Origin of the sequence: Streptomyces gossypii, assembly GCF_025165795.1 — a bacterium.
GTDB classification, from domain to species: domain Bacteria; phylum Actinomycetota; class Actinomycetes; order Streptomycetales; family Streptomycetaceae; genus Streptomyces; species Streptomyces gossypii.
The window spans coordinates 20,305-46,459 of record NZ_JAJAGO010000017.1 but is presented as its reverse complement, the minus strand read 5'-3'; the positions used below and the strand labels follow the sequence as shown (position 1 = coordinate 46,459).

General features: G+C 70.8%; 27 protein-coding genes. 4 read left to right on the top strand and 23 right to left on the bottom strand.

The genetic code is table 11. The annotated features are described in order from the left end of the window. Nucleotides 1-183: 183 nt before the first annotated feature. The 7 genes from LHJ74_RS29310 to LHJ74_RS29280 all read right to left on the bottom strand — a co-directional run bounded on the left by LHJ74_RS29310 (nucleotide 184) and on the right by LHJ74_RS29280 (nucleotide 6,351). On the bottom strand, nucleotides 184-699 hold the full coding sequence (locus tag LHJ74_RS29310) for a DUF6328 family protein (protein WP_260221254.1): 516 nt from the start codon (nucleotides 697-699) through the stop codon (nucleotides 184-186). 170 nt (nucleotides 700-869) lie between these two features. Further along, nucleotides 870-1,820: a M28 family metallopeptidase gene (locus LHJ74_RS29305; RefSeq protein WP_260221253.1), complete on the bottom strand. Its 951-nt coding sequence runs from the start codon at nucleotides 1,818-1,820 to the stop codon at nucleotides 870-872. A gap of 195 nt (nucleotides 1,821-2,015) precedes the next feature. Next, the gene (locus LHJ74_RS29300) at nucleotides 2,016-2,864 is read right to left on the bottom strand and encodes a TIGR02452 family protein (protein ID WP_260221348.1); all 849 of its coding nucleotides are present in this window, start codon (nucleotides 2,862-2,864) and stop codon (nucleotides 2,016-2,018) included. 143 nt (nucleotides 2,865-3,007) lie between these two features. After that, entirely contained in the window at nucleotides 3,008-3,163 is a 156-nt protein-coding gene (locus tag LHJ74_RS29295; protein WP_260221252.1) for a hypothetical protein, read from the bottom strand. Between the two features lie 112 nt (nucleotides 3,164-3,275). After that, nucleotides 3,276-4,226 (bottom strand): cytochrome c oxidase assembly protein, encoded by a 951-nt coding sequence (locus tag LHJ74_RS29290; RefSeq protein ID WP_260221251.1) that lies wholly within the window; start codon nucleotides 4,224-4,226, stop codon nucleotides 3,276-3,278. 125 nt (nucleotides 4,227-4,351) lie between these two features. Further along, nucleotides 4,352-5,080 (bottom strand): type 1 glutamine amidotransferase, encoded by a 729-nt coding sequence (locus tag LHJ74_RS29285; RefSeq protein WP_260221250.1) that lies wholly within the window; start codon nucleotides 5,078-5,080, stop codon nucleotides 4,352-4,354. Between the two features lie 32 nt (nucleotides 5,081-5,112). Further along, the gene (locus LHJ74_RS29280; RefSeq protein WP_260221249.1) at nucleotides 5,113-6,351 is read right to left on the bottom strand and encodes a MurT ligase domain-containing protein; all 1,239 of its coding nucleotides are present in this window, start codon (nucleotides 6,349-6,351) and stop codon (nucleotides 5,113-5,115) included. Nucleotides 6,352-6,460: 109 nt separating this feature from the next. On the opposite strand from LHJ74_RS29280, the gene def reads away from it, so the two are divergent. Continuing rightward, nucleotides 6,461-6,997 carry a peptide deformylase gene (def, locus tag LHJ74_RS29275; protein ID WP_260221248.1) on the top strand — a complete coding sequence of 179 codons (537 nt, stop codon included), beginning with the start codon at nucleotides 6,461-6,463 and terminating at the stop codon, nucleotides 6,995-6,997. A gap of 313 nt (nucleotides 6,998-7,310) precedes the next feature. Here the strand turns inward: def and LHJ74_RS29270 are convergent, their stop codons facing one another. Next, nucleotides 7,311-7,952: a TetR/AcrR family transcriptional regulator gene (locus tag LHJ74_RS29270; protein WP_260221247.1), complete on the bottom strand. Its 642-nt coding sequence runs from the start codon at nucleotides 7,950-7,952 to the stop codon at nucleotides 7,311-7,313. Between the two features lie 153 nt (nucleotides 7,953-8,105). Between LHJ74_RS29270 and LHJ74_RS29265 the strand changes: the two genes are divergently transcribed. From LHJ74_RS29265 to LHJ74_RS29255, 3 genes are all read left to right on the top strand, one after another. Then, nucleotides 8,106-9,332 (top strand): acyl-CoA dehydrogenase family protein, encoded by a 1,227-nt coding sequence (locus LHJ74_RS29265; RefSeq protein WP_260221246.1) that lies wholly within the window; start codon nucleotides 8,106-8,108, stop codon nucleotides 9,330-9,332. Between the two features lie 80 nt (nucleotides 9,333-9,412). Next, nucleotides 9,413-10,162 carry a hypothetical protein gene (locus LHJ74_RS29260; RefSeq protein ID WP_260221245.1) on the top strand — a complete coding sequence of 250 codons (750 nt, stop codon included), beginning with the start codon at nucleotides 9,413-9,415 and terminating at the stop codon, nucleotides 10,160-10,162. 341 nt (nucleotides 10,163-10,503) lie between these two features. Next, on the top strand, nucleotides 10,504-11,451 hold the full coding sequence (locus tag LHJ74_RS29255; RefSeq protein WP_511262224.1) for a Sco1979 family transcriptional regulator: 948 nt from the start codon (nucleotides 10,504-10,506) through the stop codon (nucleotides 11,449-11,451). 120 nt (nucleotides 11,452-11,571) lie between these two features. On the opposite strand, the gene LHJ74_RS29250 is transcribed toward LHJ74_RS29255, so the two are convergent. From LHJ74_RS29250 to LHJ74_RS29180, 15 genes are all read right to left on the bottom strand, one after another. Beyond that, entirely contained in the window at nucleotides 11,572-12,132 is a 561-nt protein-coding gene (locus LHJ74_RS29250) for a hypothetical protein (RefSeq protein ID WP_260221243.1), read from the bottom strand. 602 nt (nucleotides 12,133-12,734) lie between these two features. Continuing rightward, on the bottom strand, nucleotides 12,735-13,424 hold the full coding sequence (locus tag LHJ74_RS29245) for a leucine-rich repeat domain-containing protein (RefSeq protein ID WP_260221242.1): 690 nt from the start codon (nucleotides 13,422-13,424) through the stop codon (nucleotides 12,735-12,737). Between the two features lie 173 nt (nucleotides 13,425-13,597). After that, the gene (locus LHJ74_RS29240) at nucleotides 13,598-14,563 is read right to left on the bottom strand and encodes an NADase-type glycan-binding domain-containing protein (protein ID WP_260221241.1); all 966 of its coding nucleotides are present in this window, start codon (nucleotides 14,561-14,563) and stop codon (nucleotides 13,598-13,600) included. A 227-nt stretch (nucleotides 14,564-14,790) separates the two neighbouring features. Next, on the bottom strand, nucleotides 14,791-15,360 hold the full coding sequence (locus LHJ74_RS29235; protein WP_260221240.1) for a phage tail protein: 570 nt from the start codon (nucleotides 15,358-15,360) through the stop codon (nucleotides 14,791-14,793). A gap of 1 nt (nucleotide 15,361) precedes the next feature. Then, a complete protein-coding gene (locus LHJ74_RS29230; RefSeq protein WP_260221239.1) occupies nucleotides 15,362-17,404 on the bottom strand; it encodes a putative baseplate assembly protein in 2,043 nt (680 codons plus the stop codon). Beyond that, the gene (locus tag LHJ74_RS29225) at nucleotides 17,401-17,808 is read right to left on the bottom strand and encodes a gp25 family contractile injection system sheath assembly initiator (protein ID WP_260221238.1); all 408 of its coding nucleotides are present in this window, start codon (nucleotides 17,806-17,808) and stop codon (nucleotides 17,401-17,403) included. The genes LHJ74_RS29230 and LHJ74_RS29225 overlap by 4 nt, the downstream gene beginning before the upstream one ends. A gap of 2 nt (nucleotides 17,809-17,810) precedes the next feature. Further along, on the bottom strand, nucleotides 17,811-18,086 hold the full coding sequence (locus tag LHJ74_RS29220; RefSeq protein WP_260221237.1) for a PAAR domain-containing contractile injection system baseplate protein: 276 nt from the start codon (nucleotides 18,084-18,086) through the stop codon (nucleotides 17,811-17,813). Between the two features lie 55 nt (nucleotides 18,087-18,141). Further along, nucleotides 18,142-20,100 (bottom strand): VgrG-related protein, encoded by a 1,959-nt coding sequence (locus LHJ74_RS29215; RefSeq protein WP_260221236.1) that lies wholly within the window; start codon nucleotides 20,098-20,100, stop codon nucleotides 18,142-18,144. Between the two features lie 8 nt (nucleotides 20,101-20,108). Further along, nucleotides 20,109-20,948 carry a CIS tube protein gene (locus tag LHJ74_RS29210; protein WP_260221235.1) on the bottom strand — a complete coding sequence of 280 codons (840 nt, stop codon included), beginning with the start codon at nucleotides 20,946-20,948 and terminating at the stop codon, nucleotides 20,109-20,111. A 3-nt stretch (nucleotides 20,949-20,951) separates the two neighbouring features. Then, complete coding sequence (locus LHJ74_RS29205; RefSeq protein WP_260221234.1) at nucleotides 20,952-21,383, bottom strand: phage tail protein; 432 nt, start codon at nucleotides 21,381-21,383, stop codon at nucleotides 20,952-20,954. A gap of 46 nt (nucleotides 21,384-21,429) precedes the next feature. Beyond that, the gene (locus LHJ74_RS29200) at nucleotides 21,430-23,271 is read right to left on the bottom strand and encodes a hypothetical protein (RefSeq protein ID WP_260221233.1); all 1,842 of its coding nucleotides are present in this window, start codon (nucleotides 23,269-23,271) and stop codon (nucleotides 21,430-21,432) included. Nucleotides 23,272-23,305: 34 nt separating this feature from the next. Beyond that, entirely contained in the window at nucleotides 23,306-23,449 is a 144-nt protein-coding gene (locus LHJ74_RS29195) for a DUF6760 family protein (protein ID WP_260221232.1), read from the bottom strand. After that, a complete protein-coding gene (locus LHJ74_RS29190) occupies nucleotides 23,446-23,913 on the bottom strand; it encodes a hypothetical protein (protein WP_260221231.1) in 468 nt (155 codons plus the stop codon). Before LHJ74_RS29190 ends, LHJ74_RS29195 begins: the two co-directional genes overlap by 4 nt. Continuing rightward, nucleotides 23,913-24,356, bottom strand: a complete 444-nt coding sequence (locus LHJ74_RS29185; RefSeq protein ID WP_260221230.1) for a contractile injection system inner tube protein — start codon at nucleotides 24,354-24,356, stop codon at nucleotides 23,913-23,915. Before LHJ74_RS29185 ends, LHJ74_RS29190 begins: the two co-directional genes overlap by 1 nt. A 41-nt stretch (nucleotides 24,357-24,397) precedes the next feature. After that, nucleotides 24,398-25,948 carry a phage tail sheath family protein gene (locus LHJ74_RS29180; RefSeq protein WP_260221229.1) on the bottom strand — a complete coding sequence of 517 codons (1,551 nt, stop codon included), beginning with the start codon at nucleotides 25,946-25,948 and terminating at the stop codon, nucleotides 24,398-24,400. Nucleotides 25,949-26,155: the final 207 nt, after the last annotated feature.

The window sequence follows — 26,155 nt, the reverse complement described above, 5'->3', positions numbered from 1 at the left end:
TTCGTATATTCGGACAGAAGATAAGGCGTGCACATGACCACGTCAACGCTTCTGTCACACCGGTTCCCGTGACGGCGGCGGGCGGGGCGGGCGGGGCCTCTCACTGCCAGGGGCGGGCGAAGCTGCCCCGCAGAAGGCGGCAAGGGTGCGCGCGGCCGGGGGCCGCCCGGCTGGTGCAGGCGTTCACCGGGGCGGCTCTGCTGATTCTCGGGGCTGGTCTGACGGTGGAGACGCTGCTCGGCTGAGCCGGCGTCGCAGCACCCAGGGCAGCACGGCCCACAGCCCGGCGCACACCGTCAGTGCGCCCGCGCCGATGCCGAGGCCCGCCGCCCGTCCCAGCACCACATCGACGACCAGCAGCACCGCGCCGCTCAGAGCCAGGGCGAGTACCGTCAGCCCGGCTCCCGCGAACCGTGACGAGACGTCGACGATCAGCCGCTTCGCCCCCCGCCGGAAGAGCGCCCGGTGCAGTGCGGCGGGCGCGGTGAACAGCATGGCGGCGAGCACCGACAGCAGCAGAGTGACCACATAAGTGCCGCGCTGGAACGAGTCGAGCTCGGGGAAGCGGGGCGTGAAGGCCAGCGTGAGCAGGAAGGCGAACAGGATCTGCACGCCCGTCTGAATTACCCGCAGCTCCTGGAGCAGCTCCAGGAAGTTGCGGTCAGCCCTCTCCACCGGCGTCTCATTGCGCACGACCATGGCTCCCGGGTAGCCGGGACTGCCGTCTTCACGCTTGCGGGTCCGTCCCACCTCGCGTGCCAGCTCCGGACCGCGCCGCTTCGGCATCGCGGCCGGACACGGCGGCCCGGCCACCGGATACCGGGGGCCGGGCCGCGGGTGAGGTGGCGCACCTCGGGTGGGTCGAAGCGTCAGGAGCTGAGTTCCCAGACCGCGTGGGCGAGCGCGTCGGTGTTGAGGTCGAGTGCCGTGCTGTTGATGTTTGACATGTCGTCACATGCCGTGTGGTAGCACTTGTCGAAGGGTTCCCCGGCCGTGCCGCCCCACTTGTCCGCCTGCGCCTGCGTCATGGTCTCTCCGGCCCCGGTGAAGAGCCCGCCGACCGGGATGCCGGCCTCCTGGAAGGACGCATGGTCGCTTCGCCCGTCCGACTCGGTGGCGGGAGCCGTTTCGACGCCCTTGGCGGCGAACCACTCGGTGAAGACCTTCTCGAGCGGCGCGTCGTCGTCGTAGACGAAGTAGCCCGGGTTGGGTGAACCGATCATGTCGAAGTTCAGATACGCGCCGATCTGCCCGCGCTCGGCTTCGGAGAGACCGGCGACATGGTTCCGTGAGCCGACCAGGCCGAGCTCCTCCGCCCCCCACCAGGCGAAGCGCAGGTGCTTGGCGGGCTGGAGGTCGCCGGCGGCGACGGCCAGCGCTACCTCCAGGATTGCCGCGGAGCCGGTGCCGTTGTCATTCATCCCTGCGCCGCTGCGCACCGAGTCCAGATGGGCGCCTGCCATCACCACGTCGTCGGCGTCTCCGCCGGGCCAGTCGGCGATGAGGTTGTAGCCGGTGGTGCCGGCCTGGTCGAATTCCTCCACGGTGGTCTCGAAGCCCGCCGCGTCCAGCTTTTCCTTGATGTGGTCGAGGGAAGCCCGGTAACCGGGCTGTCCGTGGGCGCGGTTGCCGCCGTTCGCCTCGGCGACCGCCTGGAGCTCTTCCAGATGCCGCTGCACGTTCTCCACGGGGATGTCGGGCGCGGCGACGGCACCCGCCGCGGAGGTCTCGGGTGAGCTGGCCTGTGCTCCGGCGACGGTCAGCAGGGAAGCGGCCAGTGCCGTCCCGGTGGCGGCGGCGAGGGCGGCGCGCCGGCTCATTCTGGCTATCACATGGGCTCCGATGTCGTGTGGGGGGAGGTGGTGCGGAGCTGCGCGTCGATGATGTTGACGCGGGCATGATGATTGTGTGTCCGGGCGTCGCCCGTCAAGGCCGGTTACCGAACAGCACGTTGCGAGGAACGGACCTACCTGAGTGCCGTAGCGGGATGAACCAGGGCGGAATCCGCCCCCGGGTCAGCGCAGACCCGCCGCCCCGAACTCGCGGGCGAATGCCGCCCGCACCGGGGACGGGTCCCGGCGGTCCAGCACGCCGAAGACCACTTGATCGAACGCACCTGCGAACCGGTCGCCGTTCAGCAGATGCGCACGGAAGGCTGCCGCCACCTGGGCCGGATCGTTCTGGAAGACACCGCAGCCCCAGGCGCCGAGCACCAGCCGACGGTTGCCGTGCGCCGCCGCCACCGCCAGTACCTGGCCTGCACGGCTCCGCAGCGCCGGGCCGATCGCCGGCACCTCATCCGGGTACCGGCGTGCGATCACCCCGGCGTTGGGCGCCGCGGCCGTCAGAAAGTCCGCCCGGAACGGTACGTCCAGCAGCCCGCCGCGCTCGTCACGGAACACCGGGACGCCGGGGGAGTGGATGAGCCTGTCGCTGTAGAGCGGGCTGCGGTCCGCCCGATGGGCGGCGTAGAACTCCGGCGCCTCCCGCAGACACGTGTACAGGGCGGATGCCCGGCACAGCGCCTCTTCCTGGGCCTGCGCGCCGTTCAGATAGCCGCCGCCCGGATTGCGGGCGGAGGCGAAGTTCAGCACCGCCACCCGGCCGCCGCCCGCCAGATGCAGCCGACGCGCCGCGTCCAGGCTGCTCTCCCCGCTCACCTCGCACACGGGCGCCTCGCCGGACGGCACCGGCGCACCCGCCCCGCCGGGCAGCGCCTCGGGCCCGTACATCCGTGTCTGCGCGCGTGCCCGGCCCACCGCCTCGGCGATCCGCACCGTACGACCACTGCCCGGCGCCGTGTACCAACCCGCGGCGACGATCCGCTCCGTATGCTGCGCGAGCCCCCGCAGCCGTGCGCTCATCGCCGCCGCCCCCGTCCCCCCGTGGCTCCTCATGCCTGGCACGTTACGCATCACGGATGCCCGCGCGACACCGCTTTTCCCGCACGGGGACCGGAGCCGGCCCCGTGATGGCCGCCACTCGGCGGGGAACCGTGCCGTTCCGGCTACCCCTGCGCCGAGATGACCCCCAGCGTGACCAGCCCCAGCACCACCCAGGCGAACCAGAGCCAGCCGCTGCCGCCCAGCGTCACCGAATAGGCGGTGACCACCACCAGGCCGGTCAGCGTGCACGCCGTCATCGTCTTCGCAGATCCAGTCATCCTGGTCATCCCAGACATCACAGCACCCTCCTCGGCGGCCCGGACCAGTGACGGGAGGCCGCCGTCAGGACCGCTGCCAGACCACCATCGTCACCGGAGGGCGCGCGGAACGCTACTGCCTACGTGTCTGCAGTGACGCCAGATAGGCGTTGTACGCCTTCAGCTCCTGGTCACCGTCCCGGTCCGCCGCCCGGTCGCTCTGGCGCGCCTGGCGCTGCTCGCTGAAGTACCACTGGTAGACGAGGGCGATCAGCACCAGCACCGACGGGATCTCGCTGAACGCCCAGGCGATGCCGCCCGCCCACATCTGGTCGTCCAGCCCCGTCACGCCCAGCGAGGCGGGCGGATTCGCGTACGTCTCCACCATCGGCTCGGACCCCATCATCAGCGCGATGCCGAAGAAGGCGTGGAAGGGCATGCCCGCGAACAGCTCCAGCATCCGCATCACATAGCCCGGCCGGTGCGGTCCCGGGTCCACGCCCATGATCGGCCAGAAGAAGAGGAGCCCCACCAGCAGGAAGTGCACCATCATCGCGGTGTGCCCGGTCTTCGACTCCATCAGGAAGTCGAAGATGGGGGTGAAGTACAGCCCGTAGAGGCTCGCGATGAACAGCGGGATGGTGAACGCGGCGTGCGTCACGATCTTCGCGTAGCGGCTCTGGAGCACGGCCACCAGCAGTCCCCGAGGCCCCTTGCGGCCCCGGCCCGTCGCGGGCAGCGCCCGCAGCGCCAGCGTCACCGGCGCGCCCAGCAGCAGCAGGATCGGCGACAGCATGCTGATCACCATGTGCTGCACCATGTGCACGCTGAAGAGCACCATGCCGTACTCGTTCAGCGCGGTGCACATCACCAGTGCGACGCTGAGCACACCCAGAGTGAAGGCGATCACCCGGCCCACCGGCCAGGCGTCGCCCCGCCCCCGCAGCCGCAGCACACCCCAGCCGTACAGGGCCAGCGCGAGCAGGGCGCCGGTCAGGAAGAACGGATCGCCGGTGAACTCCAGGCCGCGTCCCAGGGTGAACGGCGGCAGGTCCATCGTGGTGCCGTGTCCGCCGTGATCCATCCGTACGCTCCCGGTTCGTGCCGATCTGCCCGCACCAGAGTAGAACCGTCCCCCGTGACGGCCACCGGCGGGGGCCCGTCAGCCGCCCTGGTCGGTCCCTGGCGAGCCGCCCTCCGTCAGCCCCGTCAGCCCGGCTGGGTCGCCGCCGTGATCCGCTCCCCGCGCAGCGCCTCGTACCACCGGTCGTCCACGTTCGGCAGCGCGTTCACGTCCAGTGCGAGCTTGAGCAGCACATCGGCGATCTGGGGGTTACGGGCCAGCACCGGACCGTGCATGTAGGTGCCGAAAACCGTGTCGTTCCAGGCGCCCTCGGTGCCGTCGCCCGTCCCGTTGCCCTGGCCGAGCCGCACCTGGGCCAGCGGACGTGCCGTCGGGCCCAGATGGGTGATGCCCTGGTGGTTCTCGAACCCCGTCAGCTGGGGCAGACCCAGCCGGCTGTCCATGTCACCCAGGACGTCACCGACACACCGCTGATCGGTGCCCCGGGTGCTCGTCACGTCCAGCAGTCCGAGGCCGGCCTGCCGCGCCCCCTGGTCGTTCACGAACTCGTGGCCCAGGATCTGGTAGCCCGCGCAGACGGAGAAGACGATGGCGCCGTTGGCCACCGCCCGGTTCAGTCCGCCGTCCCGGTAGAGGCGCTCGGCGGCCAGCCGCTGCGGCCGGTCCTCGCCGCCTCCGATCAGATAGATGTCCCCCGAGGTGGGCAGCTGCTGGTCGGACCGTACGTCCATCCGCTGCACCTCGAGCCCGCGCTGCCGCGCGCGCCGCTCCACCACCAGTACGTTCCCCTGGTCGCCGTACGTGCTCAGCAGATCAGGGTAGATCCACACCACGCGCAGATTCGCGTCAGCCATGCTCGCCATCCTCCAGCGGTTCAGTCAGCGGGTCAGTTGCCGACAACGCGGCGCAGGTCCTGGAACGAGGTGTAGTTCGCGATCGCCTCGATCCTGCCGGGCGGACACATCCGTACGGCCTCCTCGGCACTTTCGTACACCTGGAAGTCGACACCGGCGACTTCCAGCCGCACCGCCAGGTCCAGGCGGCGGTCACCGATCAGTGCGATCGGGTGCCCGGCCAGCCGTGAGAAGTCCACGTCCCACAGCCACGAGGTGTCCGTGCCGTCGGCGCCGCGCGCGTTCACCGCGAGGATCACCGGCCCGGGGGGCGGATCGATCAGCGAGAACGTCTCCAGCCAGCCGGCCGGGTTCTTCGCCAGCAGCAGCCGGATGTCGCGACCCTGATACGACACGACGTCGTACCGGCCCGCCACGGCGGCCACCGAGTACATCCGCTCCAGCGCCACCTGCGGCGACACCCCGAACGCGGCGGCCACGGCCGCCGACGACGTCGCGTTCGCCTTGTTCGCACGCCCCGGAAGCTGGAGGTGGATGGGCCACGCCGTGCCGTTCGGGTCGAGCACGTGGTCACCGGAGAGCGCCCAGCTGGGAGTGGGACGGCGGAACCCGCACTCGGCGCAGAACCAGTCGTCGCCGGGGCGCTGCATCACACCGCCGCAGGACGGGCACGACCAGGCGTCGTCCTTCCACTCCTGGCCGGCGGCCACCCAGACCACATTGGGGGAGCCGGAGGCCGCCCACACCACCAGCGGGTCGTCGGCGTTGGCGATGATGATCGCCTTCGATCCGCTGAGGCCCTCCCGCCACTTCTCCGCCAGCATGCGGGTCTCCCCGGCCCGGTCGAGCTGGTCGCGGGAGAGGTTCAGCAGCGCGATGGCCTTCGGGGCCACGTCGACCGCGACCCCGGCGAGGTACTTCTCGTCCACCTCGATCACGCCGTACTGCGATTCGGACCCCCCGGCCAGCGCGGAGGTGATCCCCGCGGGCATGTTGGCGCCGAGCGCGTTGGACACCACCCCGCCGTTGGCGCGCAACGCCTCGGCGATCAGCCGGGTCGTCGTGGTCTTGCCGTTCGTCGCCGACACCAGGACCACGTCCAGATGCCGGGCCAGCCGGGCAAGCAGATCGGGGTCGAGTCTGAGTGCCACCTTGCCGCCGATCACCGATCCGCTGCCGCGGCCGGCGACTCGCGACACCGCTGCCGCAGCCCTGCCCGCCGTCACGGCCAGCTTCGCCCGCGGCGACAGCGGCTCCACGTTGCCTGCCATCGTCCTTGACCCTCCTTGCCCCTTGGTGGAGGCCAGCCTATCGAGATCAGGCCCGGCCCCCGCACGGGTGCCGCCGCAGCGGACACCACGCGCCTCGTACGCTTCTCCCATGGCACGTGCCACCATCCCGGGCAGCTCCGGATCCCCCATACCACTGCGACTGTTCGGCGACCCCGCGCTGCAGGCCCCGTGCCGTGAGGCCGGGCCCGCCGACGGACCCCTGGACCAGCTCGTGGAGGACATGTACGCCACGATGTACGCCGCCCGGGGAGTCGGCCTCGCCGCCAATCAGATCGGCGTGCCGCTGCGGGTGTTCGTCTTCGACTGCCCGGACGACGAGGACCGCCGGTATCGCGGTCATGTGATCAATCCTCGTCTCCTCAGCACTGCCGGGGTGATGGTACGCGGCCCGGAGGGGTGCTTGTCGCTGCCCGGGCTGGAAGCGGCGACCGAGCGCCACGACGAGGCGGAGATCGAAGGGGTGGATCTGCGGGGCCGTCCGCTGCGCATCCGGGGGTCCGGCTACTTCGCCCGCTGTCTGCAGCACGAGTACGACCATCTGGAGGGCGGCCTCTACTGCGACCGGCTGAGCGGCGTGCGGCGGGCCCGGCTGATGCGGGCCGCGCGCCGGGCGAGCTGGGCCTGAGGGCGTTCTCGTCATCCCGGGAGGGCGCGCGGGGCGTCAGCTGCGCATCCTCTCGGCCCTGCCGGCCTGGGGCGCCTCCTCGCCTCCTCGCCGCGTCGTCGGGCGAGGCGTCCCCCGCCTGCGGCGGCGCGGTGACACGAGCCGCGGGCGCGGCCCGGGACGGCGCAATGCCCGTGACTCGAGACGGCGACGACGCAGCAGATCCGCTCTCTTGGCCCGGAGCCGATCGGGGCCGGGGCGGAGCCCCGGTTTCAGGAAGGGGCCAGGTCAGGGGAAGAAGAACTCCCCGTGACCGGCGAGGGCCGTCGGCCCGTCAGAAGGCGGGGCCGCCCTTGCGGTCTCCCGCGGTGGCCAGCCGGCCCCACAGCAGGTCCGCCAGATGGTGCACCAACTGAGTGCGCGAGCAGGGACGTTCACGCAACCACCAGTCCCCGGCCGCGTGCATCATCCCGACTATGCCGTGTCCCCAGACCCGCGCCAGCTCCTCTGATCCCTCGCCCAGATCGACCCGTTCGGCTATCACCTTCGCCAGTTCCTCGCCGAGCCGCCGCAGCAGCGGGGCGGAGTGGTGGCCGACATCGAACCCGCGCTCTCCCGGGCCGCCTTCGGCGGGATGCATGAGAAAGCGGTAGACCTGCGGCCGGGCCTCGATCGCGTACAGATAGGTGTCGAGCGTGGCCTCCACCCGTCTGCGCCGGTCCGCGGGCGCGTCCAGGGCGGCGCGCAGCGCGTCGAGGAGCGCGTCAGTGTGCCGTACGGCCAGGGCGCGGTAGAGCCCGCCCTTGTCGCCGAAGTGCCGGTAGAGGATCGGCTTGGTGATCCCGGCCTCGGCCGCGATGGCGTTCATGGTGGCGTCGGGCCCGTCGCGGAGCACCACCCGGTCGGCCGCTTCCAGCAGCTCCTTGCGGCGACGCTCCGTAGCGCTGCGCTGGTCATCGCGCTGTGCGGTCCCCATGATGTGCCTCCCCGGCCGGTACGGTCCGTGCCTCGGGCAACGTAACACCCGGGGTTCTCCGGGGGGTCGGTGCGCAGCCGGGTTGACATAGCTTACCGGCTAGTAACAGACTGCTTGTTACCGATAGTAACAAGCGTATGGGGAAGGTCTGCCATGCCGGAATTCGCACTCGATCTCAACGACGACCAGAAGGCGGTCCGCGAGTGGATCCACGGCTTCGCCGCCGACGTCATCCGTCCCGCGGCAGCTGAATGGGACGAGCGGGAAGAGACGCCGTGGCCGATCATCCAGGAGGCGGCGAAGATAGGACTCTACTCGCTCGACTTCTACGCGCAGCAGTTCTTCGACCCCACCGGTCTCGGCATCCCCATGGCCATGGAGGAGCTCTTCTGGGGCGATGCCGGGATCGCCCTCTCCCTCGTCGGCACCGGACTGGCCGCCGTCGGAGTCCTCGCGAACGGCACCGAGGAGCAGATCGGCACCTGGATCCCGCAGATGTACGGTGACGCCGCCGACGTGAAGCTCGCCGCCTTCTGCTCCTCCGAACCAGACGCGGGCTCGGACGTCGCCGCGATGCGCACCCGCGCCGTCTACGACGAGGCCAGGGACGAATGGGTGCTCACCGGCACCAAGACCTGGGCCACCAACGGCGGCATCGCCAACGTGCACGTCGTGGTCGCCGTCGTCGACCCCGAACTCGGCTCCAAGGGACACGCCTCCTTCATCGTCCCGCCCGGCACGCCCGGCCTCTCCCAGGGCCAGAAGTTCAAGAAGCACGGCATCCGCGCCTCGCACACCGCCGAGGTCGTCCTGGATGACGTACGGATCCCGGGGCACTGCCTGCTGGGCGGAAAGGAGAAGCTGGACGAGCGCCTGGCACGGGCCCGTGAGCGCGTCCGTACCGGCGGCGAACGCGTGAAGAACGCCGCGATGGCCACCTTCGAGGCATCCCGTCCCGCCGTGGCCGCCCAGGCGGTCGGCATCGCCCGCGCGGCGTACGAGGTCGCGCTCGAATACGCGAAGACCCGCGTGCAGTTCGGCCGCCCGATCATCGACAACCAGGGCATCGCCTTCCAGCTCGCCGACATGGCCACCCGTGTCGACGCCGCCCGGCTGCTGGTCTGGCGGGCCTCCTGGATGGCCGCCGCGGGCAAGCCCTTCGAAGCGGCGGAGGGCTCGATGTCCAAGCTCTTCGCCGGTGAGACGGCGCAGACCGTCACCGCCCAGGCCATGCAGATCCTGGGCGGCAACGGCTACACGCGGGAGTACCCGGTCGAGCGCATGCACCGCGACGCGGCGATCTACACCGTCTTCGAGGGCACCAGCGAGATCCAGCGCCTCGTCATCGCCCGCACGGTCTCGGGAGTCGCCGTACGGTAATCCCTCCGGCGCGGCACCTTCGTCCGGATACGGTGGAGCAGGTGCTTTGAGCTCACAATCCTCGGGCTGGTGATCGTGCGATGGCCGGGAAGCCGCCGGAAGCGGGACTGACGCAGGCCCAGGAGCGGGCGGTGACGGGCGCGGACCCGGACAGCGGCGAGGTGCGCGCGGGCGCCCCCACCCGGCAGAGACTCGAACGGCTCGGCCTCGCCCGCCCGCACGGCCGACTGGGCGCGCACTACCTCACCGACGAGGGGCGCGCCGTCCGCGCACGGATCCAGGAGCGCGACCGGGCCGCCGCACCCGCGCCCGCCGGGGAGAGCTCCGGGGAGAGCTCCGGCGGTGGCTTCGCCCCGCTGACCGGGGACGAATCGGAGCGCGGGCCGTCCGCCGCCTCCCGCTCCGCGCACGCCGCCTCGGCTGCGCGCGGATGGGAAGCACTGCTGGAGATCCGCAGGCTGACGCAGCCCGGCTCGGGCCCGGCCTCCCCTTCCGTCCCGGCTCCCTGGGAGCGGGCGCGCCCGGTGCACGCGGTGGCCCTGGCGCTGGAGGCCGCGGGGATTCCCGCCTCCGCCATGGACGGTTCGGGGCGCCGCGTGCGCACCGGATACCGGGTGAGCCCCGGCGAGGAGACGGCAACCGTACGAGTGGAGTGGCGGACGGCGGCGGGTGCGGCAGCGGAGGGCGCCGACGACGAGGCGGACACACAGGAGCAACTGGCGGCCTGCGCCCGGCGGCTGACCGCCTGCGGCTGGGACACGGAACGCTACCTCGGCGCCCGTCGCCGCCCGTATCTCGTCGTCTCACCACAGGCACCCCGCCGGGGGTGACCGACGGTGTGCGCTGGGAAAACCCGTCGGCAACTGCTTGCTGACAGACGCTCAGGAGTCTTTTAGATTGGTTGTCGACGCCTGGGAGACCACAGAACGGAGATATGCGTGTGACAGATGTAACGTCCGCCCGCCGCCTGCCGTTCGCCCTCCCCCTGAGCGGAATCCAAGCCTCCGGGGTGGGATGCGTCTGGTCGGCACCGCCGTGGTTACGCTGCTCGGGTGGCGGCCTGAATCCAGCCTCTTCAGCGGCTCCATGGAAGTGAACGCACTTGGTCGCGTGGGGCGCAAGCCCGGACGCGGCGAGCATCGCAGACGTGCGCAGGACGGAAAGCGAGAAGATGCATTTCACTCAGGTCACCGGAAGCGAGCCCGCAGGCGGGGCCGTGACACCCTCACAGGCTGGCCCTGGGGTGGCGCGCATGGTTCTGGGCGCGCGGTTGCGGAAGCTGCGGGAGGACGAGTACATATCGCAGGGGGAGGCGGCCGAAGCCATACGCGCGACCTCGGCGCAGCTCAACCGGCTTGAACTGGGGCGCAGCGGCTGCCGTCTGCGTGACGTCGCCGACCTGCTCACCATTTACGGTGTCACCGACGACACCGAGCGGCAGACCATGCTGACCCTGGCAGGTCAGGCCAACGTCCCCGGCTGGTGGCATGCCTACGAGGACGTGGTGCCCGGCTGGCTGCAGACCTATCTCGGGCTGGAGCAGTCGGCCGAGGTGATCCGGGGCTACGAAGTGCAGTTCGTGCCAGGGCTGTTGCAGACTCGCAGCTACGCGCGTGCCGTGATCGCCCTCGGCCATGTCACGGCTTCGGCGGAGGAACTGAGGCGCCGGGTCGAGCTGCGCATGATCCGGCAGCAGATCCTCTACGCACCCGGTCCGCCGCATCTGTGGGCGGTGATAGACGAGGCGGCGCTGCGGCGCCCGGTCGGCGGTGCCGCGACGATGCGGGCTCAGGTGCGCCACCTGATCGCGATGTGCGAACTGCCGCATGTGACGGTGCAGATACTGCCCTTCGCCGCCGGAGGCCATGCGGCAGCGGGAGGCCCGGTCATCCTGCTGCGCCTGCCCGAGCAGGGGCTGCCGGACGTGGTGTATCTGGAGCAGCTCCTCAGCGCGCACTACCCGGACAACCCCGAGGACATCGAGCACTACCGGCAGGTCATCGACGGGCTGGTGACCCGGGCCGAGCCGCCCACCAGGACGCAGGGCATACTGCGCGGCATCCTCGCGGAGAGCGAGGCGCGCGGTCCGGAGGAGAACACGGAGATATCCACGCCCTGACGCCTCGGTCTCCACTGTCCCGTGCGATCCCGCCAGCGGCAGCGTGGCGGGCGGGCCACAGCATTTCAGGCGTACGGTGTACTCTCGCTCGGCGGCTGGGCTCGCCGGTCCTCGCGTTATTCAGCGGTCAGGCGCGGAGCCCCGCAGAATCTCCCAGTCCTCCCGGTGCTCAGCTCGCCCAGTCGGCCCTTGCAGTGCACGAACCGCTACCGGAGCGCCGGGTAGGTCGGGCTCGGCGCCCTGCGAGTGACGCCACTGGACCGGCGGGGCCGCCTTGTCGAAGTCTTCCCTGTAAGATGCGACGACCTTGAGTCCGCCCTCGATCTCGGCCGCGTACAGCAGGCCCCCGTACGACCCGGCGGTGCTAGCCCTGTCTCCGCCCACGAAACCGGCGTAGAGGGTGCCCCAGGCAGGATCACGGTATTCAGCAACAAGGAAGAGTGCCCGACGTTCCAGATTGGCCTTCTGTGCCAGCTGAGAAAGCCGTTCGGGTTGCATCCCCATAGGCCGCCCGAAACTGGGCGAAAGCGCGATCCCTGGAAGCGCGTGCCAGAATTGCATGGATTCGGCACGGAGTTCCTCCACCGTCTCGTCCGACTCCGAGTAGGTAGCCATATTTCCTGCGTGCTCGATCTCCAAGTAGGATTTGAAGAATTCAACCGCACCATCGATATTGTTCACTGGTGCGTACTCCTGGTCGAAGTCATGACATGCTCTTCCGTAAGGCCAAGGGTGCCCGCGTCTGGGCCCACAGGCGGCTCGCGCGGGCGGCCGGGGTACAGTCCGATCGGTCGGTCACATCGTACCCGCAGAGCAGGCCGTGCTCGGCGTGCTCGGCCGCCCGACAGGCCTGGTCCGTTCCGTTGTTGCGGCCAGGCTCCCGCTCAGGTGGAACCGAATGGCCCTTTGAAGTGAATTTATCCGTAATGTGTGTAGCTGGCGTACTCGTACCAAGGATCCTCGATTTACCCGAGGTTATTCCATCTGCCAGCACCTTCCAGTGGGCCAATGTAAGGGCTGTCCCGTGATCCCTGGTGGATCAGCGCGCGGCGTCAGATGCGGTGCTTCGCAAGGCGGAGGGCGTCCTCATACTGGGCGTCTCCGGGCGTTCCGGCAACGCAGCGAGGTGCCGTAGCTGTCGCCGTGCGCCCGCCAGGGATTACGGGACAGCCCTTAGGCAAGCTCCATGTAGCTGCCCTCGGTATCGCCAACCTTCGACAGCTTTCCTGTCGACGAGGTGGACTGGTTCGGCGCGGAACACGCTTTGTCAGCAGAATTCCGGGTCACTGCGCGGTCATCGTCCACTCAAGGGGCCTTCCTGCGTCCTCGAAATATACGTGAACCCTGTGCGGGTCTCCGGTGAGCAGCGAGGTCACGTCGCTCTCCTGGATGACTGGGTGTGCGTACTCCGGCGAATCCGTCAGACCCAGACCGGGGCGGCACAGGCGGTATTCCTTGTTCTTTCTGTAGCAGGAAACAGGAACTCCCTGGGCGTGCAGGTGATGGGTCAGCTTCCATTCGAGTTCGTCTGATACGAGTACGCGGCACCTTTGTTCGGCCAGTCGGGGGACCAGGTCCCGGTAGGAGTGTTCGGACAGCGGATTCCCTGTGACGTCCAGATTTCCGAGCCGTGCCGCACCCATGAGCGGTGTGATATCGGTGATGAAGTTCCGGGGCGCGTAGCAACTGAGGAGAGGGAGAGCGGAAACATCTGTGAGCGATCTCAGTCCACTGTCCCTGACGGTCAGGCTGTCCAGCGCCTGCAGTCCGGCTGCCGGTCCCAGGTCCACCGGATCACACGCGACCAGGGTGAGGAGTTCAAGAGCTCGACATTCTTCCAGTCCGAAGAGGTTCCGGGAGTTTCGGATATGAAGATCTGTGACATCCATGTACTCTGCGTCGGTGAAAGGCCCATCATGTCCGATGGCGCGTATCAGTGACTTGCGGAGCGCAGCGTCCATATCAGAGCTCATGGAGTCTTCTCATATCACGTGTGGTGGGTTCCGGATCGGCATTCAAGGACGGGCCGGGACGCCGACCATATCGGAGAGGGCGGGGCACCGTCAGCTTGCCCGGCTGACGGCATCGTCCTCGCCTCGCGGAGCGTGATGGAGGCAGCGTGTCAGACGGTCGTCCTGCGCGACGTTCACCGTCGCCCGAAGAACTCCACCTCGGCGACGGCGAGTCGGCGGTCGGGGCGCACCCCGAAGGCAGCTTCGGTCGTCAGACGCACCCGGACCACGTCGGACCCGGGCACGTTGAAGGTCTGCTGGCCCGACTGGTCCTTGAGCCTGAGGGTCCTGGTGCGGCTTTCCCCGTCACCGTTCACCAGGGTCACCGTGATCCTGGAGGGACGTGTCTGGGTGAGGAACTCGTCCTGATTCACCGAACGCCCCGGAGTGATCAGCACCTTCCGCAGCCGCACCGGCTTCGCGAAGTCGGCCTCCAGATACTCGCCGTCTCCGGGCCCGGCCTCCGAGGGCGCCCAGTACCGGTTGTTGAACCCGTCGAACGCCTTGCCCGGCCCGTGGCGGGGCGCCTGGCTGGAGGCCCGGACCTCCTGCGGCCGCAGCGCCTCCGGCTTGCTGGTGGTGTCCTTGGCGAAGTCGAGGGCCTCCGGCAGCCGGTCGCGGCCGAACCACACGGCGGCCACCAGGATCAGCAGGAGGAGCGGCAGCGCCAGGTGGGGTCTGCGCCAGATCCGGTGCCGGGGGCGGCTCCCTGCGGCCAGCGGCCGGTCGGAGCGGCCGAAGAGGCGCCGCCACCAGGGCAGGCGGGTGGGCACCGGCGAGGGCAAAGGCGTGTCGAGGAGCGTCCCGCAGCTCCGGCAAAGACGGCGGTCGTGGGTGTTGTCGGTGCCGCACCGAGAGCAGGGCGGCCGCCCCACATGCGGGGAGACCACCGCGCGGTGCGGCGCGGCGGGCGGGGTGTCCGTTCCGTCCGGCCGGTGGTCCGGCCCCGGGCCGTGCTCGTCGGGAGCGTCGCCGGGGCGCCGGGGAGCGGCGGGGCGCTGCTCGGGCGGCAGCGGTGCCGTCGCGGCGGGCGGCGGCCCGTGCGGGGGAGGCGGTGCGGCTGGGGGCGGTGGTGCGCTGGGGGAGCGCGGCGGGGGCACCGGTGCGGGTGTGGGCGGACGTACGGCCGGTGGCGTTGCGGGTGTGGGTGGACGCACGGCTGGTGTGGGTGTGGCTGGAGGTGGAGGCGCTGCCGGTACCGGGGCCTGGGGCGGGTGCGGCGTTGCCGGCGGTCCGTCCGGCCCGCTGCCCTCCCAGTCCAGGAACGCCCCGCACGAGCCGCAGAACTGGCTGCCCGCGGCGTTGCGGTGCCCGCAGTCCGGACAGGTCACAGCGTCCTCGCCCCCTCCGCCGTCGGCAGGATCTCGATCCGGTGTGCGACGTGCGCGGGCACCTCGGCGGCGACGAGCTTCTCCAGCTGCCCCAGCCGTTTCCGCCGGTACTCCTCCGGATCGGGTACTCGGAGACGGATGGTCACCCGCGCCTCCGGCGACCCCGGCAGCGCGACCCCTGCCACGGACGACCAGGCGGTGGCGCCGCTCTCGCTGATCTCCGGCTCGACCCCCGTCTCCACCCTTACGGCTTCGGCCAGTCCGCGCCGTGTCCCGCGCTGCCGGTGACGGCGGACGGCGTCGGCGACCACGGCGCGCCGCTGGCCGACGCCGAGTTCCTCGCCGGCCTCCACCGCCACCCAGCCGGCCAGCCAGTCGAGGAAGTCCTCAGGGGCGGTCTCCGGGCGCAGATGCGCGGGCAGGTTGTCGAGCGTGAGCAGCAGCGGCGCCAGCACCTCGTCCAGCGCTTCCAGGAACCGCCGCAGGAAGTCGCCGTCGTGGTAGACACCCGGCAGTTGGTGCAGCAGCGGATGGGCCGTCGGCAGCCCGGGGACCATGGCCCGCATCTCATGCCTCCCGTACCCGGAGCTGGTGTTCGTAGCTGAACACCAGGGCGTGCCGGTCGAGGGTGACCCTGGTGGTGGCCTCGGAGCGCTCTCCGGTCACCGGATCGGCGGGGAAGAGCCGTACGTCCTCCACCAGGTCGATGCCGGGCACCTGCTGGAGCACTCCGAACACCTCACCGGAGTGGACAGGCCGCCCGAACGGCCAGCCTTCCCCTGCCGGGCCGCCGGTGAGCGGATTGAAGTAGCTGTACAGGGCGGTCAGCGCGGAGTCCCGCAGCCGGTCGGTGGCGACCGACCCGCCCTCCGTGCGGATGACCGACGCGACGACGGTGACCCCCTGGTAGTACGGCGGCTCGACGGTCAGCCGGGTGCCGATCGGACGGCGCTCCTCCAGATAGGAGGAGATCATTGCCAGCGTGTCCGGCGGCGGCTTCAGCTCGTCGAAGCGGATGCGGCCCTGGGCGTCGCTCCGCCCTGCCGGCACGATCAGCAGCCGTACGCCGCCCGTCTGGTCGTCCTGCCCGGCGCCACCCTGCCCGGCGCCACCCTGCCCGGCGCCACCCTGCCCTGTGCTGCCCACCCGCTCGGTCCCCTGCGCCCGCACCTCCCGCGCGGGTACGCACTTCACCCGGACGGCGTCCGGTGCGACCTCGCGGGCGAGCTGCTCGTAGTCGTGCGGTACGACGGCCCTGTGCAGCGTACGCAGCGTCATGGGGCCGCGTACCCGGGCGTTTTCCACGCTCTCGCCGTCGACACCGCCCAGCGCAGGCCGCCGGTTCTCCACCCGTGCCGCATACGGCAGCGAGCTGCGCAGCACGCGCAGCGCGCCCCGCGCCACATTGCCCCGGTGCCCGCCGCCCGTGCGGTAGCCGGGCACCCGAAGGGCGGCGCCCTTCGGCGGGACGCCGCCGTACAGCCGGAGGCCGCCGTCGGCCTCCCGCACCGCCGGGCCGAAGTCCACCTGTCCGGAGTTGGGGTCCAGGGTGAAGTGCCGGTCGGTCGCGCTGGAGTGCGCGAAGTCGTCCACACGCGTCCACTCCACCCAGCCGCCGCCCTCCGCGACCTCGACGGCGAACCCTTCCGTGCCCGCCACCACCGGCGCCCGTGCGACCCGGAAGCCCTGGCCCGGGACGCCCTCGGAGAGACCCAGCAGTTCCTCGGTGACCCTCTCGGCGTGCGCCGCCTCCACCGTGCCGCCGATGGTGAACGCGGTGACCTTGCGTACGGTCGGCGAGGCGAGATACGTGGACTGGCCCTCGACGGCCTCCAGCAGCCGGCAGCGCAGCCACCCGCCGAAGTGCCCGGCCACCACGGAGCCCGCGTGCGCGTCCGGCAGATGCAGGATCACCTCACCGGCCCGGTTGAAGCCGCCCGTGTCGTCCTTCTCGACCTCGCAGGCCACCCAGGCGTTTCCGTCCCACGCCTCCCACAGGAGCGGGGGGTTGCGCGGATCGACGCCCACCCCCTCGACCCGGCAGTCCAGCCGCAGCACCAGCACACAGCCGGGCACGGGGTTGGACAGTCCCAGATAGAGGCAGTCACCCGGCACCGGCGCCGGCGTGAAGCAGGGCACATCACGGCCGAGCGCCAACTCCCCCGACCGGTCCGTCGCCTGACCGGCGGCGGGCCACCCCGCCAGATGCGCGAGCGAGCACGGCACCACCGACAGGTCCCGGCCGGTGGTGAAGACCACCGCCTCCTCCGTCTCGGTCCGTACGGTGGCGACCTCCGTACCGGCCCTGATGCGCACCGGCTCCGGCTGCGGAGCCGACAGCCAGAACGTCACCTCGGTACGCGCCGCCGTCGGCGGATACAGGCGCACCCCGATCAGGTCGAGAAACGCCAGATAGTTCTTGTCCGGCACCCGGTTGAGCCGGTAGACGAGCTGGTCGACCATGGTGGCGAAGGCTTCGATGAGGGTCACACCCGGATCGGAGACGTTGTGGTCGGTCCACTCCGGGCAGCGCTGCTGCACCAGCCGCTTCGCCTCGTCGACCAGCGCCTGGAAGTGCCGGTCATCCAGGTTGGGGCTGGGCAGCGTCATGCGCCCTCCTCATGCTGCGGGATCACATAGAACGGGAAGACGAGGTTGCGCGGGTCGTTCGTGCCGCGTATCGCGTAGCTGATGTCGATGTAGAGCACTCCGTCGTCCGCGTCGTCGAAGCGCACGGTCACATCGGCCACCTCCACGCGCGGCTCCCACCTCTCCAGCGCGAGCCGCACCTCGTACGCCAGCTGCCCCGCCGTACCCGCGTCCGCGGGGGCGAAGACGTACTCGGCCAGGGCACAGCCGAACTCCGGACGCATCGGACGCTCGCCGGGCGAGGTACTCAGGATCAGCCGGATCGCCTCCGCGATCTCCCCCTCCCCGCGCACCAGCGCCACACTGCCGGTGGCATCGGTCCGGGGCGGGAACGCCCAGCCCGCGCCGATGAACTGCTGCGCCACGCTCACCCTCCGATCAGCACGGTCGGGCATCCGCCGGTGACCGGCGAGCCGCAGCCCGCCTTGTCGCCGACGCGGGCGGCGGGCCGCCCGCCGATGAGCACGCTGGAACTGCCCGGCGCGGCGATCGCGGACGGCGCGTGCGCGGCCGGGGACCCGCACTGGTGCGCGGTGCCCACGGTGGCCGCGGGGCGGCCGCCGATCAGCACCGTGGCTTCCCCCGGCGGCCCGACCGTGCCCGGGTGACCGGTGGGATCGCCGACACGTGCGGCTGCTGGCATGAGCTCTCTCCCCGTCTGTCGGTGGCCGCTGTTGGTGGCCGCTGTCGGTGGCCGCTCAGTTGATCCGGACCATGGGCGCCTCGACGGACACCGTCTGGCCGCCCTTGACCTCGGTGCGCGACGTCCCGTTGACCGCCACCTGGTTGCCCCGCACCTCCACCGCGCCGCCGGTGGCCAGCTTCACCCGGCCGCTGCCACCGTCCACCTCGACGCCGCTGCGTGCCGTCATCTTCACCGAGCCGCCCGCGAGTTCGAGTGCGCCGCTGCCCGCGTCCAGCGACACGCCGCTGCCCGCCGTGACGGTCACCTTGTCCTTGGCGTCGATCTCCACCGTGCCGTCGCTGTGCAGCAGGATGGTGGTGCCCTTGCGGTCCAGCGCGATCCTGAGCTTGCCGTCGCCCGTGGCCAGGCGTACGCCCTGCGGGCCGTTCGCCGCGTCCAGCAGCTCCAGCTTGTCGCCCGCGCGGGAGCCGAGCGCCCGCTTGTTGACGGCGCCACTGGTGGGGTCCACGGCCTCCGCCTCGTCGTCGCCGGCGGCACCGGCGCCACCGGCTGGGCCAGAGGCACCGGCGCCGCCGCCCGTACTGCCCGCGCCGCCGCCCGACCCGCTGCCGGCGCCACCGCCCGGCTTGTCCTGCCCGTTGTAGAGCGCCGCGAGCACATAGGGCCGGTCCAGATGCCCCTGCTCGAACCCGACCAGCACCTCGTCCCCGACCTCCGGGATGAACGCCGCGCCGCCGCCAGTGCCGCCCGCCTGCGCGGTGCGTGCCCAGTCGCTCGCGTACTCGTCCGAAAGCCAGGGGAAGCGCACCTTGACCCGGCCCAGCCCGTCGGGGTCCTTGGTGTCCGTGACCGTGCCGTTGACCAGCCCGGCGCAACGCGATCCGCCGCCCGGCCCCTGCCCGCCGCCCCGGCCTCCGCCGCTCAGCCCGAACAGCGAACGCTCCTGCTGCCCGGAGACCGTCACCCATGTCTCGTAACCGCGCGCCGAGTCGAAGACATGCCGCGAGGAGGTGACGGTGTAACGGCCCTCGAACGGTGCCCCCACCCCGGCCAGCGTCACCGCGCCCCCCGCCCGCACCTCGGGGTTACCGCGGATCACCGCGTCCAGCTCGGCGAACGAACCGGCGATCCGCTCGGCCAGCGCCCCGGCCGCCTGATCCACCTCCGCCTGCGTGCCGTACGGCGCGTCGGTGACCACGAAACCGGCCTCGCCGAACGGCTCGGTCACCTCGGCGGCCGTCACCCCCAGATCCAGCGTCTTCGTACGCCCCGCCTCAGCGTGACCCACCAGCGGCTTCTTGGCCTGCACATCCCAGCCGCGCACCTCGACTTCGGAGACCTGCTCCGCGGCGGAGATCCCGGCCCGGCAGCGCAGCAGATTGTCGCCCGCCTCCAGCACCAGCGGATTCTGACCGGCGCGCGCCGAAACGTCCGGCGCCCCTCCCGCCTCGGTCGGCTTGGTGACACACAGCTCGCCCTCGGCCACGTACACCTGCGCCCCGGCCTCCTCCGCGAGCGAGCGCAGGAACTCCCAGTCGGTGACATTGGGCTGGGCCACATGCTCCAGCACCGGACCGGACACATCGACCTTCCCGGCGCGCAGCCCGGCCCGCTGGGCGACCCGGGCACAGATGTCGGCGAGCGTCATGTTCTGGTAGCTGGCCACCCGGCGGCCCCGGAAGAGGCGGTAGGATTCGTCCATGCCGCGCACCACGGTGAAGGTGCCCGTGTCGTCCAGCTCCATCTCCAACGCGGTGACGCTGCCCGTCAGCAACGGCTGCGGAGAGGAGTCTCCCCCTGCCTTCGCCCCGAGCCGCACCTCCGTCCCGATCTTGATCCCGGCCTTCTCCAGCAGCACACGGCTCGGGTCGCGGAAGCGCAGCACGAACAGATCGGGCAGCGTACGGCTGTCATCCACATAGCCCTCGACCATGGAGTTCGCCAAGGCAGCCGGAAGCGGGCTGCCCGCGAACTCCACCACCAGGGCCTTGGCGACGCTCTGCTCCACCATGCCGCGCCTCACCCCTCACGGACCGTGCGGGCGGGAGGGGTCGGCGGCCCGCCCCCGGACACTTCCCGACGGCCGTCGCGCGGGCCCCGGAGCCGGTCCAGCTCGTCCAGCCCGGGAAGGAGCAGCTCCCGGCCGTCGGAAAGCCGCATCGGATCGTCGATCTGGTTCGCCTCGGCGATCACCCGCCACACCGTCGGGTCGCCGTACTCCCGCCACGCCAGCTGCGCCAGCGTGTCTCCCGCCTGCACCCGGTGCACCCGGCGAGCGTGCAGCGCGCCCGAAGTCGGGTTCTGGCCCGGGGTGTCCCCGCTGATCTCCTCCATCGTCACCTTGCACACCGCGCGGATCGGCACCCCCGCGGTGGTGAACAGGGTGTACTTGGCGTTCACCTTGCTCACATAGCCGGGGAAGCCCGTGAGCCCGCCCCAGTGGAACACCACCCAGGGCGGCGACGACCGCTGCTGCTGCCGCGTCTCGCTGGTCGGCACACAGCAGGCGAGCAACTGCTCCACGGCCTTCACGACGCTGTTGTCCTGGGTGTCGCTCGCGTCGAAGAACATCTCGGCGATCAGCTTGCTGGGCTGCGGACCCTGAAACTCGGGCGGCCCCGCGCTCTTCGCCCCCTTGGCGGGCGTACGCTTCCACACCGCCCCTTTGGTGAGCTGCAGCTCCTTGGGGTTGAACTGGAAGTCGATACGCCCGCACGGCCCGCCCGGCGTGAGGCTGCCACCGGGCGGTGGCGTACGTAACTCCAGGTAGGCGTGCTCCAGTTTGGGCCGCGCACCGCCACCACCGGGGGAGGGGGCGCTGCCGGAACCGGCGGCACTGAACGCCACGGGGGTGCCCATGCCTCAGCCCTCCATCACGTAGCCGTGGTGGGCGATCTCGATGGTCTCGACGGCCACCTTGGGCGACTCCGGATTGAGCGTCGGCCCCGTCCAGCGCACCGGCACCACCTCCAGCAGCCCCCACTGGGCGACCCTGCTTCCGTCCCCGGCCCTTGCCTCGATATGCGCGGTGCGGCGGCGGAAGCCCGTGGTCATGCTCGCGAACCACTTCGCCACCTTCTCCGTCTCCCGCGTCAGCGGCCGGGACAGCTTCACGTTGCGGTACTTCAGCCGGGTGGGCAGCTGCCACACGTGGCCGTTGTTGCCGCCCTCCTCGCGCTGCTCCAGCACCACCTCGCAGCCCAGCCCCTCACAGGTGTTGAACGAACCGAGCTCGATACCGTCGATGGTGACGACGAAACAGACACTGACCGCCGGGTCATCGGTTATGGACACGCGAGTTGCCTCTCCTTCTCCCTGGCTCAGCAGCAGCCGCCACCGGTCAGTGCCTGGTGTCGATCAGGAAACCGGACCGTTCGCGCTCCAGCCGCAGTTCTGCCCGCAGCAGCCTGCTGAGCGGGGCGAACAGCGCCCGTACCAGCTCGTCGGTGACGGCCGGAGCGCCCCCGCCCTCGCTGTCGCCCGCACCGGTGGCCGTGCCGGACGGAGTGCCGGCGTCAGATTCTGATTCCGGATGCACCTCCGCATTCGCATCCGGTTCTCCCTCCAGGCCCGGTTCTTCTCCGGGTTCCGGTGGCGGATCGTAGGGCGGCTCGGAGTCGGGGACCTCACCTGTGCCGTCGTCGTCGCGCTGCACGGTGGGGCGCCGGAAGACGACGGACCCGTCCGCCGCACGCTGCGCCACTCCCGCCGCCACCGCCACCGCACCGGCGTCCACGGAGACCGGCCCCCTGGAGCCCGCACTGCCGGTCCCCGCGACCACGGGGCGGGCCGCCGTCGGCCGGGGGACGGCGCGGCTGGTGACGGACCGCTGGACGGGAGGCGCCGCCGGGGCCGTAGGGGAAGGACGCGAGGTGGGATGCGGCGGGGCGGCAGAGGAGGAGTCCTCGGTCCATCGCAGCGGAACCACCGACTCCTCCCGTACCGCAGACGGGAGCGAGGCCGGGCCACTGTCAGCGCCGGGCGGCTCGGGCGACCGGTTCAGCGGCGTACCGGAGAAGAGCGGCAAGGACCGCTGGGCGAGCAACGGCGCCACCGGATACGGGGCCGGATCCGCATCCGGTGGCGCCTCGGAACCCCGAACCGGTGCGCCGTCCGGGGCGGCACGCTGCAGGGGAACCGGTGCGTGGAGGACGTGCGGCCCGCCTGCCACCGGGTGGGAGAGCGGCACAGGCGTGGCGGCCTCCTCGTAGGCGCCCGTGCGGGCCACCGTCGGGGAGTCGCCGCCCAGCAGCGGCTGGACGGGGTGCGGCATCTCGGAGGCCGGATGCGGCGGATTGCCACCGGATTCCGGCGGAGACTCCGCTCCCGATGCTGCGGAGGGCGCCACCGGTGACGTCGGCGGCTGCGGCTCCGGCTGCGGTGCGGGCGCCTGCGCCGGAGGAGAGACGGCAAACTCGGGGCGCTGACCCGTACTGGCGGCACCCGAGCGCTGAGCGGTGGGCGGCAGCGATTCCAGCGGCACGCCCAGTCCGAATCCGCGCGGCGGCGGCGAGGGCGGGAGCAGCGGCTCGGCCAGGGACCGCTGGACCGGCGGGGAGAGCGGCCCCTCGGCGGTCGTCGGCCCTGCGTCTTCCCGGCGAGCTGCCTCCGGTTCTGCTTCCGCTTCCGCTTCCACTTCTGGCGCCGTCAGTGCCGCCGATGCCTCCGCTGCCTTCGGTGCAACCTCTGCTGCTGTCGCTGCCGGTTCCGAAGCGAGAATCTGCGACGGCGTCAGCGGCCGTACCGGACTGCCTGGCGGCCGGGCTGCCGCGAGCAGCGTCGGCCCGTCCGCCGCCTCCCGCTGGAGCGGTACGACCGCAAACTCCGTCCGCGCCGCACCGCCGCCGCCAATTCCGGCGGGTGCTTCGGCCACCGTCTCGCGGCTGACGGCCGGACCCTCGGCCCGGGTGAGTCCATGACCCAGCCCCGACGGCGCGTCCGGGCTGACCAGATGGCCGAGCGGCGCATGGAAGGAGACGTCGTGCCAGGTGCCCAAGGAGCCGCGGAACCCGTCCGGATCGGAAACCAGCCCGGCTCCGCCCACCGTCCGCTGCAACGGCGGAAGTTCCCGCCATGCGGGCCCCGGAGCGGGTTCGCTCGCCTCCGATCGCGCCGGGGTCTCGGCCGGTCCGGCGGAGGCATGCCGGTCCCCGCCTCCCCGAAGCCAGGAGCGCAGTCCCATCGGTTCCCGTTCCCCTCCTTCAGCGCCTGGTGCCTCACCGGCTGTTGAGCCGGGCGATCTGCTTCACGTACCGTCGGCGGTCCGCGTGCTCGAGGTCGAGGATCTGATCCAGCGACCAGTGGAAGTGGTAGGCGACGTACGCGACTTCTTCGTGGATGCGCTCCGCCGCGTACGTCACGATTCCCCCAGGCGACCACCACCGGCCAGGTCCACCGCGAAGCTCTCCTGGCAGGCAGGGCAGGTGACGGCGGCGCGGGTGTGGCCCTCGGCGTTGATACGGCGGTAGAAGTCCTGCAGGAACGCCAGATCCGAGGCGAACAGGTCCTCCACTATGCCCGGATGGACCTCCTCGACCGTGCCGAGCCGGGTGAGTACCCGCGAGATGAGCACCACCGACAGATACGCGGAGTTCTCCCGCACCCGGTCGTCCCGCAACGGGACCAACTCGTCCCGCGCTGTGGCCAGCCGCATCACCCCCGTACGGTGCACGGTCCCCGCGCCGTCCACATAGCCGCGCGGCAGCTCGAACGGGAACTCCGTCCGCAGCCGGTCCGCAGCAGCACCGCTCTCCCGCGCGCCGTCACCGCCGACCGCTCCCTCCGCCTCCTGTGCGCGCGCGGTCGCCGTGATGCCACGGCGCATCACTCGACGTCCAGGCTCTCGAAGGTGATCGCCAGCTTCTCGGTGAGCACGGAGGTGTCACCCGCCTTGAGGGCGCTGATCTCCAGGGACTTGGGCCAGGCGTTGATCAGCTTGTAGCGCTTGATCGGAATGCCCTCGTAGTCGTAGACGATGATCGAGCCGTTGCGGCGGGCGTCGTTCATCTTCCCGAACCGTGAATCCTTGATCCACCGTTCGAAACTGCTGTCCTCCGTCAGCCCCCGGGTCACCGTCACCTCACCGGCCTTGGGCCGCCCGGGGAGTTTCTTGATCGCGTACTTGCCGTCGGTCGTGTTCTGCTTCAGCTCGATGACGTCCTGCTCCATTTTCAGACCGCTGACTTCGGTGATCTGCCGGATGAGGACACTGTCGAATTCCAGCCCGAAGGAATGCCCTACCGAGCTGTCGAGATCGGGGAGCGGCACGCCGGCCTCCTAGAAGTCAGTCCGTCCTGCACGGATCGCGGTCACTCGTCGACCGCGCCGGTCCCGCTGGAGAGCTGCGCGAGCCGGAACACCACGAACTCCGCCGGTTTGACGGGCGCCACTCCGACCTCGCAGATGACCTGGCCCGCCTCGATGGCCTCCGGCGGATTCGTCTCGCGGTCACACTTCACATAGAACGCCTCGTCCGGAGTGAGCCCGAACAGCGCGCCCTTCCGCCACTCGTTGACAAGGAACGCCGATACGGTGCGCCGCACCCGGGCCCACAGCGCGTCGTCATTGGGCTCGAACACCACCCACTGGGTGCCCGCCAGAATCGACTCCTCCAGATAGTTGAAGAGCCGCCGCACGTTCAGATAGCGCCAGGCGTGGTCGGCGGCGAGCGTACGCGCACCCCACACCCGGATACCGCGACCGGGGAAGGCGCGCACGCAGTTGAGCCCGACCGGATTGAGCAGATCGTGCTCACCCTTGGTGATCTGCGTCTGGAGCGCGACGGCGCCGCGCACCACCTCGTTCGCGGGTGCCTTGTGCACGCCGCGCGAATCGTCGTTGCGGGCCCACACCCCGGCGATATGACCGCTGGGGGGCACGAACGCGTTCCGGCCCGCGCCAGGATCGAACACCTTCAGCCAGGGGTAGTACATGGTGGCGTACTTCGAGTCGAAGCCGGTGCCCTCCATCCGCCACGACCTCGCCTGCTGCGGGCTCAGGCCCGGCGGCGGATCGAGAATGGCGATCCGGTCGCCCATCGCCTCGCAGTGGGTGATCAGCCCCTGCTGCACCGAGACCACCGACTCCAGGTCCAGGATGCCCCGTTCGTAGGCGCTCATCAGGTCGGGCGCCGCCACCATCGTGACGTCCTCGACCGCCTCCAGACCGCCGAACCCGGTACGCAGATCAGCGTCGCCCACATACGACTCCGCCGTCACCGACTCCGGCGCCGACGGCACGCTCTCTCCGGCCGGACCCCCCACGCTCAAGGTGACGGTCTGCGCGACGGGACGGGCGGGCGCGGCACCTTTGCCGGGCTCCTCCAGGGCGATGAACCGGGAGCGGGACTTGACCTGGGTAGCCACGTTCTCCTTGCTGCGCTTGGTGGTGACGGCCGGGAAGGTCTCCACGACCTCGCCGTTCCGCTTGACCACCAGGGCGAAGACACCCTGAGGCGGATCCTCGCCCTCCGGGTCCGCCACCTCGACGGTGATCTGCCCGGTGACGCCGGGCAGCGTCCGCACGAGGTACGCGCCGAGCGGGGCCTGGGCTCCCTCGGTGACCTCCCGCTTCCCCGCCGCACCCCGCTCCGCGGGATGGGCTCCGATCCGTACCACGTAGCAGATGCCGCCACCGTTGGCGAAGAAGCCGTAGACGGAGTTGGCCAGGTAAGTGCCTTCGACGAACTCACCGAACTGCGAAACGAACTGAGTCCAGTTGGTGATGAGCGTCGGTTCGTTGCAGGGCCCCTTCTGAGCGAAACCCACAAAGGCGGCGACGGAGGTACCCACCCCCTCGATCGGCCGTGACCCGGATTCCACCTCTTCGACATAGACACCCGGGGACAGGTACGACGGCATACCACTCTCCTTGGCCGGGGGGAAACGAGTGTGATTCTTTGCCCGCCGCCCGGACCAGCGGAAAGCCTTTCGGCCGCACCGCCGTACAGACCCGGCTGCCCGAAGGTGCACGCGGCGCTGTCCGCCTTCCGTGTCCGTCTGCTGTTCCGGGGCGGGCGCCGCCCCCACCCTGAACGGCATGTCGGCGACCCACGGCACAGTGTCCCA

Excerpts from the sequence above, each read along its gene's own strand:
- LHJ74_RS29310 (WP_260221254.1), bottom strand. The coding sequence starts at position 699 with ATGGTCGTGCGCAATGAGACGCCGGTGGAGAGGGCTGACCGCAACTTC.
- LHJ74_RS29305 (WP_260221253.1), bottom strand. The coding sequence starts at position 1,820 with ATGAGCCGGCGCGCCGCCCTCGCCGCCGCCACCGGGACGGCACTGGCC.
- LHJ74_RS29300 (WP_260221348.1), bottom strand. The coding sequence starts at position 2,864 with ATGAGCGCACGGCTGCGGGGGCTCGCGCAGCATACGGAGCGGATCGTC.
- LHJ74_RS29295 (WP_260221252.1), bottom strand. The coding sequence starts at position 3,163 with ATGACTGGATCTGCGAAGACGATGACGGCGTGCACGCTGACCGGCCTG.
- LHJ74_RS29290 (WP_260221251.1), bottom strand. The coding sequence starts at position 4,226 with ATGGATCACGGCGGACACGGCACCACGATGGACCTGCCGCCGTTCACC.
- LHJ74_RS29285 (WP_260221250.1), bottom strand. The coding sequence starts at position 5,080 with ATGGCTGACGCGAATCTGCGCGTGGTGTGGATCTACCCTGATCTGCTG.
- LHJ74_RS29280 (WP_260221249.1), bottom strand. The coding sequence starts at position 6,351 with ATGGCAGGCAACGTGGAGCCGCTGTCGCCGCGGGCGAAGCTGGCCGTG.
- def (WP_260221248.1), top strand. The coding sequence starts at position 6,461 with ATGGCACGTGCCACCATCCCGGGCAGCTCCGGATCCCCCATACCACTG.
- LHJ74_RS29270 (WP_260221247.1), bottom strand. The coding sequence starts at position 7,952 with ATGGGGACCGCACAGCGCGATGACCAGCGCAGCGCTACGGAGCGTCGC.
- LHJ74_RS29265 (WP_260221246.1), top strand. The coding sequence starts at position 8,106 with ATGCCGGAATTCGCACTCGATCTCAACGACGACCAGAAGGCGGTCCGC.
- LHJ74_RS29260 (WP_260221245.1), top strand. The coding sequence starts at position 9,413 with ATGGCCGGGAAGCCGCCGGAAGCGGGACTGACGCAGGCCCAGGAGCGG.
- LHJ74_RS29255 (WP_511262224.1), top strand. The coding sequence starts at position 10,504 with ATGCATTTCACTCAGGTCACCGGAAGCGAGCCCGCAGGCGGGGCCGTG.
- LHJ74_RS29245 (WP_260221242.1), bottom strand. The coding sequence starts at position 13,424 with ATGAGCTCTGATATGGACGCTGCGCTCCGCAAGTCACTGATACGCGCC.
- LHJ74_RS29235 (WP_260221240.1), bottom strand. The coding sequence starts at position 15,360 with ATGCGGGCCATGGTCCCCGGGCTGCCGACGGCCCATCCGCTGCTGCAC.
- LHJ74_RS29230 (WP_260221239.1), bottom strand. The coding sequence starts at position 17,404 with ATGACGCTGCCCAGCCCCAACCTGGATGACCGGCACTTCCAGGCGCTG.
- LHJ74_RS29220 (WP_260221237.1), bottom strand. The coding sequence starts at position 18,086 with ATGCCAGCAGCCGCACGTGTCGGCGATCCCACCGGTCACCCGGGCACG.
- LHJ74_RS29215 (WP_260221236.1), bottom strand. The coding sequence starts at position 20,100 with ATGGTGGAGCAGAGCGTCGCCAAGGCCCTGGTGGTGGAGTTCGCGGGC.
- LHJ74_RS29210 (WP_260221235.1), bottom strand. The coding sequence starts at position 20,948 with ATGGGCACCCCCGTGGCGTTCAGTGCCGCCGGTTCCGGCAGCGCCCCC.
- LHJ74_RS29200 (WP_260221233.1), bottom strand. The coding sequence starts at position 23,271 with ATGGGACTGCGCTCCTGGCTTCGGGGAGGCGGGGACCGGCATGCCTCC.
- LHJ74_RS29190 (WP_260221231.1), bottom strand. The coding sequence starts at position 23,913 with ATGCGCCGTGGCATCACGGCGACCGCGCGCGCACAGGAGGCGGAGGGA.
- LHJ74_RS29180 (WP_260221229.1), bottom strand. The coding sequence starts at position 25,948 with ATGCCGTCGTACCTGTCCCCGGGTGTCTATGTCGAAGAGGTGGAATCC.